This is a genomic window from Taibaiella sp. KBW10 (assembly GCF_003852495.1).
In the GTDB taxonomy this organism is placed as follows: Bacteria; Bacteroidota; Bacteroidia; order Chitinophagales; family Chitinophagaceae; genus Edaphocola.
Genome location: NZ_QAJI01000004.1, coordinates 131,689 through 149,328, shown reverse-complemented (window position 1 = coordinate 149,328; position 17,640 = coordinate 131,689). Strand labels below are relative to the sequence as shown.

General features: G+C 40.9%; 17 protein-coding genes. 6 read left to right on the top strand and 11 right to left on the bottom strand.

Features of this window, described 5'->3' with window-relative positions:
• The first annotated feature begins 66 nt into the window (after positions 1 to 66).
• Genes DBR32_RS08315 through DBR32_RS08290 form a run of 6 tightly spaced genes read left to right on the top strand, consistent with a single transcriptional unit; the run spans position 67 to position 4,740 of the window.
• Entirely contained in the window at positions 67 to 555 is a 489-nt protein-coding gene (locus tag DBR32_RS08315; RefSeq protein WP_124635856.1) for a thioredoxin family protein, read from the top strand.
• Positions 556 to 561: 6 nt separating this feature from the next.
• Positions 562 to 1,350, top strand: coding sequence for a 23S rRNA (guanosine(2251)-2'-O)-methyltransferase RlmB (gene rlmB / locus DBR32_RS08310; protein ID WP_124635855.1), 789 nt, complete (start codon positions 562 to 564; stop codon positions 1,348 to 1,350).
• A gap of 12 nt (positions 1,351 to 1,362) precedes the next feature.
• On the top strand, positions 1,363 to 2,265 hold the full coding sequence (locus DBR32_RS08305; protein ID WP_124635854.1) for a DUF4249 family protein: 903 nt from the start codon (positions 1,363 to 1,365) through the stop codon (positions 2,263 to 2,265).
• A gap of 20 nt (positions 2,266 to 2,285) precedes the next feature.
• Positions 2,286 to 2,942 carry a deoxyribose-phosphate aldolase gene (deoC, locus tag DBR32_RS08300; protein WP_124635853.1) on the top strand — a complete coding sequence of 219 codons (657 nt, stop codon included), beginning with the start codon at positions 2,286 to 2,288 and terminating at the stop codon, positions 2,940 to 2,942.
• Positions 2,943 to 2,949: 7 nt separating this feature from the next.
• The gene (locus DBR32_RS08295; RefSeq protein WP_124635852.1) at positions 2,950 to 3,543 is read left to right on the top strand and encodes an SPOR domain-containing protein; all 594 of its coding nucleotides are present in this window, start codon (positions 2,950 to 2,952) and stop codon (positions 3,541 to 3,543) included.
• A gap of 6 nt (positions 3,544 to 3,549) precedes the next feature.
• Positions 3,550 to 4,740 carry a M20 family metallopeptidase gene (locus DBR32_RS08290; RefSeq protein ID WP_233559690.1) on the top strand — a complete coding sequence of 397 codons (1,191 nt, stop codon included), beginning with the start codon at positions 3,550 to 3,552 and terminating at the stop codon, positions 4,738 to 4,740.
• Positions 4,741 to 4,800: 60 nt separating this feature from the next.
• Here the strand turns inward: DBR32_RS08290 and DBR32_RS08285 are convergent, their stop codons facing one another.
• The 11 genes from DBR32_RS08285 to DBR32_RS08235 all read right to left on the bottom strand — a co-directional run bounded on the left by DBR32_RS08285 (position 4,801) and on the right by DBR32_RS08235 (position 17,606).
• A complete protein-coding gene (locus DBR32_RS08285) occupies positions 4,801 to 5,085 on the bottom strand; it encodes an RNA polymerase alpha subunit C-terminal domain-containing protein (protein WP_124635850.1) in 285 nt (94 codons plus the stop codon).
• 232 nt (positions 5,086 to 5,317) lie between these two features.
• Positions 5,318 to 5,773: a GNAT family N-acetyltransferase gene (locus DBR32_RS08280; protein ID WP_124635849.1), complete on the bottom strand. Its 456-nt coding sequence runs from the start codon at positions 5,771 to 5,773 to the stop codon at positions 5,318 to 5,320.
• A gap of 228 nt (positions 5,774 to 6,001) precedes the next feature.
• Positions 6,002 to 6,382, bottom strand: a complete 381-nt coding sequence (locus DBR32_RS08275) for a gliding motility-associated C-terminal domain-containing protein (protein WP_124635848.1) — start codon at positions 6,380 to 6,382, stop codon at positions 6,002 to 6,004.
• Positions 6,383 to 6,512: 130 nt separating this feature from the next.
• Positions 6,513 to 6,920: a hypothetical protein gene (locus DBR32_RS08270; protein ID WP_124635847.1), complete on the bottom strand. Its 408-nt coding sequence runs from the start codon at positions 6,918 to 6,920 to the stop codon at positions 6,513 to 6,515.
• A 64-nt stretch (positions 6,921 to 6,984) separates the two neighbouring features.
• Positions 6,985 to 8,016, bottom strand: coding sequence for a thiamine-phosphate kinase (gene thiL, locus DBR32_RS08265; protein ID WP_124635846.1), 1,032 nt, complete (start codon positions 8,014 to 8,016; stop codon positions 6,985 to 6,987).
• A 19-nt stretch (positions 8,017 to 8,035) separates the two neighbouring features.
• Entirely contained in the window at positions 8,036 to 8,515 is a 480-nt protein-coding gene (gene ispF / locus DBR32_RS08260; RefSeq protein ID WP_124635845.1) for a 2-C-methyl-D-erythritol 2,4-cyclodiphosphate synthase, read from the bottom strand.
• A gap of 199 nt (positions 8,516 to 8,714) precedes the next feature.
• The gene (gene porV, locus DBR32_RS08255) at positions 8,715 to 9,893 is read right to left on the bottom strand and encodes a type IX secretion system outer membrane channel protein PorV (protein WP_124635844.1); all 1,179 of its coding nucleotides are present in this window, start codon (positions 9,891 to 9,893) and stop codon (positions 8,715 to 8,717) included.
• 144 nt (positions 9,894 to 10,037) lie between these two features.
• A complete protein-coding gene (porU, locus tag DBR32_RS08250; RefSeq protein ID WP_124635843.1) occupies positions 10,038 to 13,787 on the bottom strand; it encodes a type IX secretion system sortase PorU in 3,750 nt (1,249 codons plus the stop codon).
• Positions 13,788 to 13,988: 201 nt separating this feature from the next.
• Positions 13,989 to 14,792: a DUF4292 domain-containing protein gene (locus DBR32_RS08245; protein WP_124635842.1), complete on the bottom strand. Its 804-nt coding sequence runs from the start codon at positions 14,790 to 14,792 to the stop codon at positions 13,989 to 13,991.
• Entirely contained in the window at positions 14,785 to 16,602 is a 1,818-nt protein-coding gene (locus DBR32_RS08240) for a hypothetical protein (protein WP_124635841.1), read from the bottom strand. Before DBR32_RS08240 ends, DBR32_RS08245 begins: the two co-directional genes overlap by 8 nt.
• A complete protein-coding gene (locus DBR32_RS08235) occupies positions 16,599 to 17,606 on the bottom strand; it encodes a sugar nucleotidyltransferase (RefSeq protein ID WP_124635840.1) in 1,008 nt (335 codons plus the stop codon). The genes DBR32_RS08240 and DBR32_RS08235 overlap by 4 nt, the downstream gene beginning before the upstream one ends.
• Between the last annotated feature and the right edge of the window lie 34 nt (positions 17,607 to 17,640).

The window sequence follows — 17,640 nt, the reverse complement described above, 5'->3', positions numbered from 1 at the left end:
TTTTATCTAAGGTATATATACTAAATTTGCCATGCAAAATACCGTGTGTATCCTCATTTCTTAAGCATGAAATCTTTTTGGTTCTTATTACTATTCTTTATTGCAGGGCTACAAACCAGGGCGCAAAACCAGGCATCTAAACCCCCGGCAGCAAAAGTGTACCATCCGGAAGCGAATGCAAAACAGGAGTTGGACCAGGCCAAAAAGAAAGCAGCAAAAGAAAAAAAGCATATTATCGTTTTTATAGGGGGCAATTGGTGCCCCTGGTGTATGCGCCTGGATCGCTTTATGAAGGAAAATGACTCCCTTCATACCCTCTTGGAGGAATATGAAGTGGTACATATTAATTATAGTAAAGAAAATAAAAATGAGGCTGTATTGAATGCCCTGCAGCGCCCACAGCGCTTCGGCTTTCCGGTTATCGTGATCTTAAACCAAAAAGGACAGCAGATCATGACACAAAACACTTCTTTTCTGGAAGAAGGTAAAGGATACAATACAGAAAAAGTAGCAGCGTTCTTGAAGAGTTGGACCTATAACATTATCAATAAATAATATATCTTGAGTTTTACAAACAGACCACAAAACAGCAATTACAGAAATCAGCGTACTTCTGTCCCTAAAAGCAGGCTAATCGTCGGCCGTAAACCGATTATCGAAGCCTTAAACGAAGCCGTTGATATCGAAAAGATATTTATTCTGAAAACGGCTACCGGGGATGAACTGGGCGTGATTAAAAACCTGGCCCGCAAACAAGACATTACCGTAAGCTATGTACCTACCGAAAAACTGGACCGCTTCACTCAGGCTAATCACCAGGGAGTAGTGGCGATTGCCGGCCTCATCAGTTATCAACCGCTGCAAGGCGTGATTGACCTGGCGGTAGACAAAGGAGAAACACCGCTGTTTGTCATCCTGGATGGCATTACCGATACGCGGAACCTGGGTGCTATTGCCCGTTCTGCTTATGGTTTCGGAGCACATGCTTTGGTTATTCCAAGTTCAAACAATGCAGCCATTACCGAAGAAGGAATCAAAACCTCTGCCGGAGCGCTGGAAAAAATTGCTATTTGTAGGGTCGCCTCTGTACAACAAGCCGTAGATACCTTAAAACTTAATGGGGTTCAGATTGTGGCAACTACCCTGCAAACAGAAACGGCATTGGCAGATGTGGATTTAAAAGAGCCTATTGCCATTGTTATGGGTGCAGAAGATACGGGAGTAAGTAGTTATGTACTTAAGACTGCAGACCATCTGGTTAAGATTCCGATGTCAGAACATTTTGATTCCCTCAACGTATCCGTTGCCGCCGGTATCATGATGTATGAAATATTCAAACAGAGAGTATAATATAATTTATATATGAAAAGGTATTTAGCTATAGTGACCGTTTGTATCGGAAGCCTTGTGGGTCTTATATCCTGCGAAAAGGAGGTTAACTTTAACCTTCCTACCGATATTTCAGAGAAAGTAGTGGTAGAAGGGAGTATTGAAGTAGGTCAGCCTCCTTTTGTGCTATTGACCAAAAGCCTGGGTTTCTTTTCGAAAATCGATTTAGGTAATCTGCAAAACTCTTTCTTACATGCAGCCGTAATCAAAGTAACGGACGGCAGCCGCACGATTCAATTGAGGGAATATACGATCGACACCCTAAGCAATACCTATTCATTTTATACGGTAGACACGGCTAATCCTGCTGACCTTACCTTTTTGGGTTTAGAAACCAAAACATATAAATTATCCATTGATTATCAAGGAAAATCATATGAAGCGACGACTACAATTCCAAAAGTGAAAGCACTGGATTCGATTTGGGCAGAAGTTTTGCCTCAACCGATTACGAACGAACCCGATTACCGGGTTTTGAAGGGTAAATATACCGACCCTGACACACTTGGTAATTGTGTCCGGATATTCACCAACAGAAATGATAATGGCTATCTGACCGACCGCTTTTCTACCTATAATGATGATATTGTTAATGGCACAACCGTAGATCTGGATATTTCGAATGGTATTTCGCCTATGGATACGTTTAACTTTGAAACCTACCGCTATTTCAAGCGCGGGGATAAAGTAACCGTAAAATGGTCTGCTATTGATAAAGCAACTTATACATTTTGGCAGACTTTAGAATTTTCTGTAGGTACCACCGGCAATCCTTTTAGCACGCCAATTAAAGTAGGCAGTAATATTTCGAACGGCGCACTAGGTGCATGGGCAGGATATTCTTCAAGCTATAAAACATTGACAATAAGTCAATAAAAAACAAAAACTAAAGTAAAATGAATATAGAAGCTTATATTGATCATACCATACTAAAACCCTCTACAACCATAGGAGAAGTGGAGCAACTATGCAAAGAAGCTATTCAATATCAATTTGCCGCAGTTTGCGTACCTCCCTTTTATGTAAAAGCGGCTAAGCAACTCGTGCTCAATACCGACGTAAAGGTGGCCACCGTAATTGGCTTTCCTTTCGGCTATAGCAGCACTGCTAGCAAGGTAAAAGAAGCGGAAGAAGCCCTTGCAGACGGTGCAGATGAACTAGATATGGTACATAATATAGCAGCCCTGAAGAATGGAGATTGGGATTATCTTTCCAAAGAGGTATCTAAAATATTAGTACCTACTAGACTGAATGACAAAGTGTTAAAAGTTATTATCGAAAGTGGAATACTGACAGATACAGAGATTATTAGGTCTTGTGAACTTTACGCAAAACACCATGTAGACTTTGTAAAAACCTCTACCGGTTACGCAGAAAAAGGAGCGAGCCTGGAAGCGGTAAAACTCATGAGGGCACACCTGCCTGAAGAGATCCGGATAAAAGCATCTGGTGGCATCAGAACCTATGAAGATGCCCAAAAATATGTAGCCGCTGGAGCAAGCAGGATTGGTGCCTCAGCGAGTGTACATATTGCCAAAGAACAACTAAAATAAGGTAACGATGAAAAAAACAATTTATCTAACACTGTTTATAATATTGATTATCAATAGTATAGGATTTTGTCAGGACGGCAAAAAGGGAGCCGGCCAAACACCAAAACCACAAAGCACCGGCAGTATGATCGGGCCACAACCCTTTCAACCGACACCACAAGCACAAACAAAACCTGCGCTGCAACAGGAACCTTTACCACAGACGCAGGAAGCAAAAAATTTAGAAAGCGTTGATTATCATACTGAAGGAACCGGTAGCTACACTGTAAAGAGGCGTATTTCCAATGTATCAAAAGGCTATCGCATACAAATTTACAGCGGGCCGGAACGTGCCAAAGCAAAAGCAACAAAGATTGACTTTATGAAGCGCTTTCCCTCTGTGCGCTCTTACATTACTTACGCAGCCCCATATTACAGGATTCGCATAGGCGACTTTAAGACAAGACAGGAAGCCAATGACTTCTATAGATATTTAGGCAAATCTTATACAGTGATGATTGTGCCTTCTCTAATCAACAACCGCATCCCACCCAGACCTGCCGGGATGCCAGCAAACCGCAATGAACCTTCCAACAATACAGACAGCGACACGACAAAGTAGATGATTATGAAAGATTTTATTCAGCAAAGCGCTTTTGGCTTAAAAGACTATTTAAGCCAGACCCGAAGACATCTGCATGCACACCCTGAATTATCTTTTCAGGAATATGAAACGATGGCCTTTGTAAGTGCTGAGTTGAAAAAAATAGGTATCCCTTTTGAAGCGAATATAGCCGGCACAGGTATTGTTGCCCTGATTGAAGGAAAGCATCCGGAACGCAACTGTATCGCCCTAAGGGCAGATATGGACGCCTTACCCATTACGGAACAGAATGAAGTAGCCTACAAAAGTACCGTACCTGGCGTTATGCATGCTTGCGGGCATGATGTACATACCAGTTGCCTTTTAGGTGCCGCACACATCCTGAATGACTTGAAACATGCCTTTGAAGGCACGGTAAAGCTTATTTTTCAACCCGGAGAAGAACAAAGCCCTGGAGGCGCCAGTTTAATGATAAAAGCCGGGGTTTTAGAAAATCCTAAACCAAAGGCAATCATTGGCTTACACGTTTTTCCGGAACTACCTTCCGGAACGGTCGCTTTTCGATCTGGCCAATATATGGCTAGTGCCGATGAAATACATATTACCATAAAGGGCAAAGGCGGTCATGCCGCTTTACCACATAAAACGATCGACCCGATCACGATAGCAGCCAACCTGATCATGCAACTCCAACAGCTTGTATCCAGGCGTTGCAATCCTCTCTTACCCACAGTACTGACTTTTGGAAAGATTGCCGGTGGGCAGGTAACCAACGTAATTCCCGAATCGGTGGAAATACTGGGCACGCTGCGTACTTTTGATGAAACCTGGAGAAAAGAAGCCCTCTCACTTATTGAAGGAGTTTGTACCGCTACCGCTACTGCCTGGGGCGCTACAGCAAGGGTACATTTTCCCGATGGCTACCCTAGCTTGTTTAATGATCCCGTACTCCATAAGCAAACAAAACACTTCGCTACAGATTACTTAGGTACTGAAAATGTGGGCGACCTGGAGATGCGCATGACGGCTGAAGACTTTAGCTTTTACACCCAGGAGATTCCCGGATGCTTTTACCGTTTAGGAACGAATAAAAATAATGAGACTTTTCTAAACCCGGTGCACAATGATCACTTCGATATTGACGAAACTGCTTTAATCACCGGTTCGGGACTTATGGCCTGGATGGCTTATCGCTTTCTAAACGGTGCAGAATAAGTAATATCAAAACATAATAATCAATAGTTCATAATATACAAACTAAAGTAAAAAGGTCTTTTATTTAAAAGATAATCCTTTTTCTTCCAGCAATCTTTTCAATAGAGGGATGCTGCTTTTTCCAATACCATGCAAACTCAGTATCTGTTTTTCGGTATATCCAGATAAAGCAGACAGACTATCTATTCCCTTGTTTTCCAAAGCTCTACGCGCAGGGGCAGACAAATGGGACAAAAAGCCTTCTTTAGGCTTATCTGCTGCCGCACAAACCGGACAGACAGGACAATCACTACTTTTATAAAATTGATGCCCTTTTGCACATATTTTCAGCAGTTTCTTTTCCATCACTTGTGTTTTTATAAGTGCATTATGTATATAATCATATTTTACGCCGCTCCTATCGAAAGCAGTTGACACTATTGATTTTCCAGATAAGCTTATTACATCATATCGGGTATCTAATCCTTTCCATACAATCCCTCTTCTTCCTTTCCTCCTTCTATATAGTTAAGAATAATATATTATTTAGAATAATGGTTAAGGTAACACCCACTAAATATTAATATTCAATTATTTACTATTTTTCACTATACGCCATTTGATACAAATCGAAGCCTTTAGCCCAGTAATCCGGGACGATTTGCTGTAGCACGAACCCATTTCTTTCATAAAAAGGATAAACCAATTGTGATGTACGTACTGTAATACGTTGTATATCAACATTATTTATCAATATATCAATTCTGAATTGTAAGAGCCTGCTCCCTATTCCTTTGCCTTGATAAGCAGGGTCAAAGATGTCCCAACTGATTTTGCCGGTACATCGGTCTTCGCTAAAATTGATCCCGCCCGCACCTACAAGCTTCCCATCAACGATCACCACAAAATATTGCTCTAGTTCATGATCGAGATAATAGACCAGATCTTGTTCCTCTTCTGCCGCAAAGAACGCTGGCGTATTGAGCCGTAACAGTTCCAAAACCCGTTCTTTATCTCCTGGTTCGTATGTTCTTATCTCCATTTGTTCCTTCATTTCATTATCCGTTTTAAGCGTATTAAATCCTTATTCTAAGCAATTTAAGCAAAAATCAGATTCCTTGTACCGGGGGGCTTTATCAGAACAGGGCTTAAAACAAAAAGAAGCAAATACCAGCGTATCTGCTTCTTTCTGATCATTATGGAAAATCACCTTCAGAAAAGGCAACGATTTGCATTTTGTGTACCCGTGCGCTCTTGCGCCGATACAAACAAAACAAAAACCTTATCTAATTAAGGTAATTGTTCCCCTATAGGTTTCAATCACCCCATCATTATATTTTATCCTGATTCCGTAGCCATAGACACCCACAGGCTGCTCCGCATTTTTATATCGGCCATCCCATCCTTCTCCGGCATCCGTAGAGCTGTATACAATGGTGCCCCATCGGTTAAAAATCTTCAATTCAAGCAATTGCTCGCCGGAAACATTAATGAGCTTAAACACATCATTTACGCCGTCTCCATTAGGTGTAAATGCATTAGGGATCATTATATTTCTCTGTTTTACCTGTGTTTGGTTTGCATTCATTTTTGCTTCCTGTGCGGAACTTTTATATACAAGACTTGCTAACAATACAAGGGTTATGCCTATCACTCTGATCATACATGTGGTTTTTTTATATTACAATATACTATAAAGACACCATAATCAAGAAAATAGTTTGAACAAAAAGCGCGCAAATACCTTTATTTGCGCGCTTTTTACAATTTCTTAATATAAGAATACGTGAAAACTATATTTTTTCAGGCCCTGTCACTTTTACAGGGGCAGATTTCAGATCATTATGCCGTTCTGCTGAGCGCACATCTTTCTGCTGTATTTTCTCTGCTTTCAACCTATCTAAGGTTGCTTTTTGATCGGCATTCAGAATTTGGTTGAGATCCGCATTATATTTTGCAACACCTTCTTTGGTCCTTAAGGATTCCTTATTACTGGCAAGTGTCAAATTATACACTTGCTTTTGCTGTTCCGCGCTCAGGTTTAATTCCCGGCTCATCCGGTCTACCGTCGCCTGGCTGTAGGCGGCTGTACTTTGTTGCGCCTGCGCCCTTGTCTTTCTTTGATGGGTAGCCTTATTCTGTGCAATAAGGGTTCCTGTGATGGTAAGGGCTACTGCTACTAATATGATGATCTTTTTCATTCTATCTACGTTTTATGTATATATAGATAATACTTCGTGCTTAAGGTTTAATATAAACACCCGATTATTTAAAATTAACCCAACCTTGTGCTTCCAGATCGTGTTTATTACCTTTTCTGGTAATCATTTTCTTCCCTTCTCCGGCATCGGTAACATAGCCTATTACACTGATTTTCTCGGAGAATCTTATTTTGTCGTAGTCTTCCTGTTTTACCGTAAACAACAACTCAAAGTCCTCTCCACCACTTAAGGCACAAGCGGTCGCATCGATTTCAAAGTGATAAGCGACTTCCCGCATCTCCCCGTTAAAAGGAATTTTCTCTTCATAGATGGCGCAACCCACATTGCTTTGTTTACAGATATGGAATAGTTCGGAACTTAAGCCATCGCTGATATCCATCATTGCTGTAGGAACAATTTCCTGTTCGTGCAGCCATTCTACGATATCAACCCTTGCTTCGGGCTTCAATATTTTACCCACTACATATTTTCTTCCTTCCAGATCGGGTTGTACGCCGGGACTTTCCAGGAAGATTTTCTTTTCCCGCTCCAGCAGTTGCAAACCCAAATAAGCCGCACCGAGGTCTCCGCTCACGCAGATCAAATCGCCTTCATGTGCGCCCGAGCGGGTCACAAATTTATCAGGGGTCACCTCTCCTATTGCTGTGACGCTAATGATCAAGCCTTTGGGTGTACTCGTAGTATCGCCTCCGATCAGGTCTACATTATAAAAATCACATGCCGCATATACACCATTATAGAACTCATCCAAAGCCTCGACTGAGAAGCGGTTCGATATCGCAATACTCAAGGTAATATGGGAAGGGATGGCATTCATACCGCAGATATCCGAGATGGCCACGACGACTGACTTATAGCCCAAATGCATTAAGGGGGTATACATCAGGTCAAAATGCACGCCTTCTATCAGCAGTTCTGTAGAAATAACACTTTGTTTTCCAAACTGGTCTATTACCGCTGCATCATCTCCGACGCTTAGTATGGTACCCGCCTGCCTGGTTTCGTTATTACGCGTTAAATGTTCAATTAGCCCAAATTCGCCCAATGTTCCAATCTCTGTACGCTCTTCACTCATTCTTATAGAATATTAATAATTAAAATTTTGATAATAAAACGGTTGCGTAAGCCATTACGCCTTCTTCCCTACCGACAAAACCCATGCCTTCTGAGGTGGTGGCTTTTATAGAAATGTCATTGATATCGATACCGGTTACACCCGAAATAGCCGCTTTCATTTTGTCTAAATACGGGGCAATTTTAGGTTTTTCAAGACATACAGTCGCATCCATATTAATAACGACATAACCTTTTTCTTTGATCAGGTTATGACTTCTTTGTAATAATACTTTGCTGTCTATTCCTTTATAGGCCATATCCGTATCCGGAAAGTGCTTGCCTATATCGCCCAGGTTTGCTGCGCCCAATAAGGCATCACAAATGGCATGTAATAATACGTCGGCATCTGAGTGCCCTACCGGTCCTTTGGAGTGTTCCAATTGAATGCCGCCTAAAGTGAAGGGTAAACCGTCTTGTAATTTGTGAAAGTCTACTCCGTTACCAATTCTCAATTTCATAAATATTATAATTTTAGGATATAAATCTTACGCTTGTATCTATTTATTTGTTTCAAGACATTGTATGCCGATCATAAAACCAGTAAACAAAGTTCAGACAAACTTAAGTTATTTGCATAATAAAATCTAATACAAAATATAACAAAAACCGAAGCATACAGGATACGCTTCGGTCTTGAATAATATAGGGAAAATATCTTTAAGATTCTGAATTATCTTTCTCTTTAGAAAACTTATCGTTAAAGTTAAATAACAGGGTAAAGCGTAAAGTATTGCTCAATGGATTACGGGCAATACCGCTTCCTGAAGGAATCAGGTAAGAGACATCAATACCGAACATGCTGTATCGAACACCAATACCTGCTGCAAAGAACTGTCTGTTTCCTAATTTTGGTGCCTCATAGAAATAACCCGCTCTTACGGCAAATTGATCCTGGTACCAATATTCACCACCTACACCTATTGTTGTTCCGTACATACCCGGAGCTCTTTGGAAAGAGTTCAACAGACCAGACACAACGGTATAATCTTCTCTTGGTGCCTGATAAGTTGTATCCCCACCGGTAATCACTCTCTTAGCTGCAGGTACCAACAATTTTGTAAGGTCTATCGTACCGGTAATTTTATTAAATTTATCGATCTTATACGTATAAGCCACCCCTACCGCTAACTGTGCAGGAAGGAAATCGCGCACTGCCTGAGAATAAGTAACCCTTCCACCAACATTACGAACGATGGCACCAAAGTTGAAAGTAGAACCCGTTTCTTCTGTGATCATTTTTGTTTTGGTATAGAACATACCTAAATCAGCGGCAAAAGTACTTGCAGGAGCATATCCGGCACCACTTCCACTACTTCCAGGAGCAATATTGGAATTTATATATCTTAGGTTTGCCCCTAATGACAGGTTTTCTGATAATTTTCTGGAATATCCTACATCAAAAGCGAGTTCGTAAGGCTTACCAATACCGTTATCGGTATTATTTTCGCTTCTGTAGTTGATTTCGCCAAGGTTGAAATAACGTAAAGAAGCACTGATTGCCTGATCTTTTTTAGCACCAAATTTATAGAAACCGGAAGCATAAATCAAGGCAACATCAGGAACGATGTCTTTTAACCAAGGAGAGTAAGTTAAGCCAATACCCCCATTATCTTCACTCATGGCTAATTTAGCCACATTATAATGCTGCGAATTGGCGTCCGGAGAAAGGGCAACACCTGCATCTCCCATAGCACCTGAACGAGCATCCGGAGCAATCGTCAAAAAGGGAACGGCATAAGAAATTGGCCCTACCTCTTTGTACTGTTGCGCCTGTGCTTCATTGAAAGCCACGCCACTTAATAATGTGATCCCTGAAAAAATCAGCTTTTTTGTCATTTATTTTATCTTTTTATTTGTTACTAGGCGGCGCAAATATAAATCATTTGCACCTATTTTCTGCGAATATATAGTACTAACGCGCTTTAGGGAGATTAAATTATCATTCCTGATAAATATTTAGTGTAATTTCTTTACCCTATTTTAACGTGTCAAGACTAATTTTGAATATGCCGATTTGGTTCCGGCTGCCGTTTTAACGTGCACTTGATAAAAATACAAGCCATTGGCCAGTTTGCTACCCGCACTGGAAGTCCCGGTCCACTGCCAGGTGGTAAAACTACCCGTAGGCCTGAATTGCTGCGATTTGCTATACACTTCTGATCCGGAAGTATTAAATACCCTTAAGCTTACAGTCATATCTGTATTGGGCTGGTTATGCTGAATAACGATATTGGTAAGGTCGCTAAATGGATTAGGATAGTTATAAATATTAAACGCAAGGGTATCGGCGCCTTTTACTTCAAAGTCTACGGTACCTTCACCTGAATTATTGTAAACATCCCATGCCCTAACGGTTATGGTATGTTTCCCAATCGGAATTTTATTTAATTGAAAATACACACTACCTTTTGTATAATCGTTTAATTCCGGTGTGTATAAAGCGTTTAAAACAAAGGGAGCTTCATAATCACCATCTAAAACAGCAATCAGATCATGCCCTACTGAAGAGCCTGATACATTGATCCCGTTATCATCTTCCAGTTCTACATACAGCATTGGGTTGCTGCTCACAATATCTCCATTCCTGAATTTATTATTATCGATATAGGGTTTTACTACAGGGCCTGCATTATCTTCATCTGCAAAAGAGCTGAAGCCACCCAACACAAAACCGGTATCAGAGCCGGCTGCATCTTCTGTACTGCTGTATGCATAATAGCTGATCTTGCACTTTCCAAAATCATAGTTGATGTCTTTAGGTATAATCGCATCAATCTCAAATAGTCCGTTCACCACCTTGGCATTTCCTTTAAACAGGATATTATTTTGCACACGGAATGTTTTTTGAAGTGAAGATGCCAGCAAAGCAGGATTGGTGGCCGATACGTTTTTCATTTTATCATAAACCGTTACAAATACCTGACCGTTAAAATCGGTTTTTACATTGCCCGAAGCATTGGCTACATTCCCTTTAATTTTATATTTACCCAAGGCATTCAGGGTATCGGTCAGTAAATAGGCACCCGTATTAGTCCGTACCAAAATGCTGTCGGTCTGTACCAGATTTTCCGGTAAAGCAGGTTTAATCGCCGGATCACCCAGAAGGGCAAATTTGCGGGAATTATCCTGCACGGAAGCCCCTGCACGGTTTTTACCCTCTCTAAAGGCCTCCCCAAAACTCAGGTATTTTCCATTGGCATCTTTTTCAAACTGAGCGGACAAATACCCGATATTCATCCGGTTATTTTGTCCTTCGTAAACTTCCTGAGTGGTTGTGATGGCTGCAATAGCCCCTCCATTATGTTTGGTGATCAGGTAAGCCCCGGAAGAAGGCTCTTCGGGATTATCGAAACGGCCATAGTCACAGGTACCCGTTACCATAATCGGCAATTTGGAGTCATTATTCCATTGCTCAATATCTCCCTTATACAAGATCTCTTCCAAGGCCCAGCGTTGCGGACTACCATGACCAATATAATTCATCAGGAAAGTACCGTTAAAGATCTGGTTGTTGATATCGCGCGTTACCGTAGGAAATTTAATTCCGCTTGGTGTAGCAACCCTTGGTGCCGCATCGGTATATAGTTTAGATTGGTTGATTCCGCTGTTAGCGCCCATAACGGCATCGCTAATAGATTCGGAACTGGTTAAAAATGCAAATCCGGCTTCATAATCGTCCGTCACCAGGGTAAGGTTATTTTTCCATTCTCCAAAAGAAAGCGGGCTGGTATAGCGCTTGATTTTATCCACGACATCATTGGCTTCTGCCAGGTTGCCAGCCGGAATACGGCCCAATCCGATATCGATATAGGCGCCTGTATTGTTATTCAGGTTTACATTTTCACCATCATCCAGTAAAGTATAAAACTCATCGGTGGCAAAAGCCAGCGTTTTATTTTCACTATTTTGGGTTTGGTAGGTGGGTACAATATTGGTATTATGAGCAATACGGTCTTTATAATCGAAAGAGGCCATACCAAACAGTAAAACGTTTTTAATCAAGTTGCCGGGTGTGCCTCTGTTGTAGAACATCCGGATAAAATTCCTGATTCCCCCGATATCTTGTCCGCCAGAAGAAAATTCATTGTATATTTTATCTACGGTCACAACATGTACAGTAGTATTATATTTTGTACGATGCATGTCTGCCAGACTGTTGGCTGCCGGCAATAATTCATTATTCGTAATGATCAGGTAATCGACCTGGCTTAAAGCATGTAAATCCTGATTGCTTACGGTACCGATTTTAACCGGGCTGCCATAGCTGCTTCCGTCAAAAGCAATATATTCTTTCAGTGTACCCCCTCCATCATTAAAGGAGAAGCTGCCCCCTGTTGCGCTACCCGGTACTAATTTGGGTTCCAGCATATTGGTCACATCCCAAATTCTGGCATTGCTGTTCATATTCGCTACTGTAAACGTCAAGGCATTGGAAGCGTTTAAATTACGTTGCTCCAATGATCTGAAATTGATTTGCCCGTTTTGCAAGGACAAAGATCTTTTATAATTCAGCCGGATATAATCCAGGTAAGCCTTACCGTTAGATGCTGCAGAGGAGAAATTTAATTTAAAACTGAGGTTAGGCTGTGTAGTGATAAAAAAGCCGCTTCTTGTACTGCTGGCAAAGGCTATGCTTGAGGAGCCCGAAGCCGAAAAATTGATTGTATTGAGTAAGGTATTATTATTAGACAAAGACAAACTTCCGGTACCCAGTTCTATTCTGGCGGCGGCTCTGAAATCGTAGCGTACGGTATCGGATACCGCACCCAGATCTAGATTCACAAATTGCGTCAGGGAACTGGCATTGTTGGTGTTCATGAAATTGCTATACCATTCCTTACCCATATTGGCAATATTTACAGAGTCTTTTTCATAGACCCGGTATTCATTAAACGTATTGACTGTTTTAGCCACCGGTAAAGCACTGCTGCTCATGTTCTGAATACGCTTGCCCGGGCCAAGGTCGACATTCAGGAAATAATAGCTTTGCGGCTCATAGTAATTCTGTGTTTGCTCAAACTGCTGACTGGCTGTACTGTATTGCCATTTTAATGGGCCATTTGCATAGAATAAGATAAAATCACCTGTTCCGAAGGTTGATCCGCTACTGCGTACATCAATCGCATTTTCTACGAGGTCGTCCGGTGCGCCATCGGTTACGGCCTCTTCAATAACGGTACCGCCATTCCCATATATCCTTATATTATTGGGATTGATGGTCGCAGGATTGAGTCCTAAACTTTGCAGGAATGCATAATCGATTTTAAAAACACCCCTTCTGTCTACGGCTATCTTATACCAGGTACCGCTAGACAATATAGAATGACCAGCATAGGTTTTGGCTACGATATTATGGGATTTTTCTTCTTCTATTTCAACATCAAAGGATGTAATTCTCTTAATGACATTTTGTTCTTTATAAAACAAAGGCATATTGACCGTAGCCACAAGCTGCTTTCTCTCCTTTCCAAAAACCACGGATACCTGAGGAACGCCTTCGTGTACGGTGATTCCGGATGGAACACCTTCGCTAAGAACCACAGACTGTATATTTTTCAGGGTAATTTTTGCCGTATCATAAGCATTCAATAGTGGAAAACGCTTCCCATATATACCCTGCTCATTCACTTCATAGGCTTTAAAGTTGTCTATGGAAACCGTACGCTTTGCTCCGGCATAAACGGCTGCGGAACATAACGTAGCCAGTAATAAGAGTTTAACTATTTTCATGATTCAATATTTGGCGTTACCGCTATAACGTAAAACACGGGTATAAAATTTTACGCCAAAGCACCTCAAACTCAAAAATACTGAATATAAGTCTAAAAAAATGGTAATCCTGCCAATTTAAGGGGCAAGAAACAGCTGAAATACAAAAGGGATGCCCCGTACCAGTACGAACATCCCTTTTGCTATAAAATTGATTTTCAATTACAATTGCTTCATTTTATAATTAGAAGGAATCGAAAACTGGATATCTAAAGCGCCATCCAAATCATATTTGCTAAAATCCATTTCCAGTAAGGTTGTTTTATTCTTAGCCTGGTCTTCAATATTGATCGACCTGGTTTTGGCAAATGCCTGCCCGTTCAACACCACATAATCACTGTATTTAACCGTGCATCTGAATTTCTTTGCTTCCGAAACCACCAGTTGCTCTATAAGGTTTTGCGTATTCTTATCGTAAGTCAGCGTTTGCACATAACCATCTTTTTCGGTTACAATTTTCACTTCGCTCCCTGTATTGGCAATGTCTTTTATTTTTAATTTCTGCATGATGGGATTACCGATCAACAGGTTTTCCAACATTGGAAATTCTATAGGTGCATTCAGTTTTTTAAGTCCTTCCTCAAAAGTCATATCATAAGCAGAGCGACTTAATCTTTCTATCGCCTGCATCTTTTCGGGCGTCACCTGTGCCCTAGCAATCTCCTGGATACCCAGAGCGATAACGGAAAGCCAGACTTTTTTGTCCTTCTCCATTTTGATATTGGCAGTAAAGTTCTGATCCTGCCCATTGCCCACATAGTGCATTTGTGCCTTTCCGGAGAAGGTACTATAGGTAAAACTGCGTTCATACAGTTTTCCAAAATCATCCGGTTTCACCACCGGAACGACCACAGTGGGTTCTTCTGCTTTTTTTACTTTTTTTGTTGTTTTACAAGATGCTCCAAATAGCATGACACTCGCGGCAACCGCGGTAAAGGCGGCATTTCTATACAATAGTCTATTCATAAATTTTCTTGTCTTTTATTTTTTTCTTTATAAAAGAGGAGCCTTGCCCGGCCTTATCAATGGCCTTCCATATTTTCAGGGCATTTTCCTCATTTCCCAGTTTGAATTCAATATCGGCATAGTGCTCCAATACTACCGCAGACACATCTTTGCCTGCATAAGTAATCGCTTTTTCCATATACGTTTTTGCCTCTTCAAAACGGTTCATCTTATATAAGATCCAGCCATAGGTATCCAGGTAATTGGGTTCGGCATTTTGCTGTTCCAGTGTTTTCTTGGACAGATTCAGGGCATATTCTAAACGCACGCCTCTTTCTGACAGATAATAGGCATAATTGTTTAATGCCATGATATTCTCCGGGTCTTTCTTTAACAGTGCATCAAATACGCTATCTGATTGCGGATATTGCTTGAGTTCGTTGTACGTTTCTGCAATGCTGTTAAAAAACAGGATTTCTCTGTCTTTTGATTTTTGCTTTTGAGATAGATCCAATCCTTTAAGCGCATACTTCAATGCGGTATCCAACTTATTATCGGAACGGAAAATCAGCATTTTGTTTAAGGGAAGATCAATGGAATCGGGAAAGATATATTCCATCCGATCCAGGTAGCGGAGCGTCGAATCCTGCTTGCCGGAATATAAATAGTAACTCAGTACCGGGGTATACAATGCATAGTTACCGGGATCCTGTTGGATGAGTTGTTCAAATTGTTTTAAACCTTCGGCTTCATTACGGTTATACAGATTCATAGAAGCCAGCAGGCGCTTAGCCGTAAAATTATTAGGTTTGGTCTCTGTTATTTTCTGTGTCAATCCGGTCAAGAAGGTAAGCACAGCGGTATCTTTCTGGTTGCTACTCATATAAGCACCAATTTGATCCAAGATAGACAGGTTTTTTTCTTTATTGGCCTCTGCTGCGTCTACATACTCATTCAGCGATTGAGACACCATCTCCATATTGCGTTTTTTCAAAAAATACCCAAATGTATAAGAGGTGATCTCATCATTGTCCGGAAATCTTTTCTCCAAAAGTTTTATCGTCTCTAAAGATTTGGCGTCATTCTTTTGTATCTCATATATTTCGGTAAGATGAATGAGATATTCTGGCGTAAGTGGGTAAGCATCAACCAATTGCTCGGTAACCCTTATGGCATTCGAAAAATCTTTACTCACCATATAGATATTCTGCTTTTCCAGCAGTACATCTTCATCATTTTCGGGTCTGTTTTGTTGTAGCGTATCTAACACCGACAAGGCTGCAGGATAGTTTTTATTTCTCACATACAACTTGGAAGCGGCAATATAATAATTGCTTCGGTCGCTGGGATTTTGTTTGGCCAGCTTAATAAAGATCTGTGCTGCATTTTCATAAGACTCTGAAAAAGCAAGGACACTGGCATAAAACGACTGTATCCATTTATTATCCGGTGCAAGGCGTGCGGCCTTTTGCGCATCACTCAGGGTTTGCTTTAAATAATTAGCCCTCCCTTTCAGATTGGCCAGGTAATAATATGCGGCAGCATTACTGGTATCCAGACGGGAATAATAGTTGAAGGTTACAAAAGAGGTATCGTACTTTCCTAAAATATAATTACGGATCGCATTAAAATATACCCGATCATTATTTTGAAGGGTATATCCTTCAATAATACGTCCTTTGGTTTCAGGTTTATTATTCGCTTCTGCTTGCGTTTCCAAAGATCCGGGTTTCCCGTTTTGTACCGCCGGTTTGGCTGTCTTACACGAATACAAAGCAAAAGTGAGCAGTAAAGCACCTATTACGGAATAGTAGTGTTTTCTTTCGATCATAATAAAACGGAGTAATCTCCTAAGCTTATTTCTTTTGGAGATTCTTTATATTGAATATGCTTGCCCAACATAGAATTGGTCAGGTTTACATATTTCAATTGCGTGCTTTCTTGTATCATACTATTGCTAACCACAACATGTTCCAGTACTGCATCGTGCTCTATAGAAACGTGAGGCCCTACTATGGAATTGCGCAGTACTACGTTCTCTCCGATAAAACAAGGAGGAATGATGATACTGTTCTCCATGATTGCAGAAGCTGCTATAAGGGTTTCTGTATCTTTCTTAATTTCCAGGATGCGCTGGTTGGTATATACAGTCGCATTCTTATTTCCGCAGTCCAACCACTCCTCTACCTGATCACAATAAAATTCAATGTTCTTGTTTTTCATGTTTTCCATGGCATCGGTCAGCTGAAATTCGCCTTTGGTCGAAATATCATTATCGATCAGGTATTCCAGTTCTTTTCTCAGGTTGGCACCATCTTTAAAATAGTAAACGCCGATAATCGCCAGGTCAGATACAAATACAGGCGGTTTTTCTATAAATTCAATGATGCGCCCGCCTTCTGCCAGTTTCACGACACCAAAAGCCGAAGGATCGGCTACTTTTTGCGTCCAGATAATTGCGTCTTTCTGGGTATCTATAGTAAATGTTGCTTTAAATAAAGTATCGGCAAAGGCAATAAATACATTTCCGTCTAAACATTCTTTGGCACATAATATAGCATGTGCTGTACCTAATGCCTCTTCCTGATAACAGATCAATCCTTTAGCACCAAGATTTTGGGCTACATTTAACAACATATCCTCGGTCGCTTTGCCAAAAGTCGGGGCAATAATAAAGGCAATAGTTTCAATTTTTTCATTTGCGGTGCGCACAATATCCTCTACCAATCTTTGGACTACTGGCTTTCCCGCTATAGGAATCAGCGGTTTTGCAGTAGTAAGTGTGTGTGGGCGCATACGTTTGCCCATGCCTGCCATTGGTATGATAATATTCATCTGAATGTATAAAGTCTGGTTGATTAATTAGAGC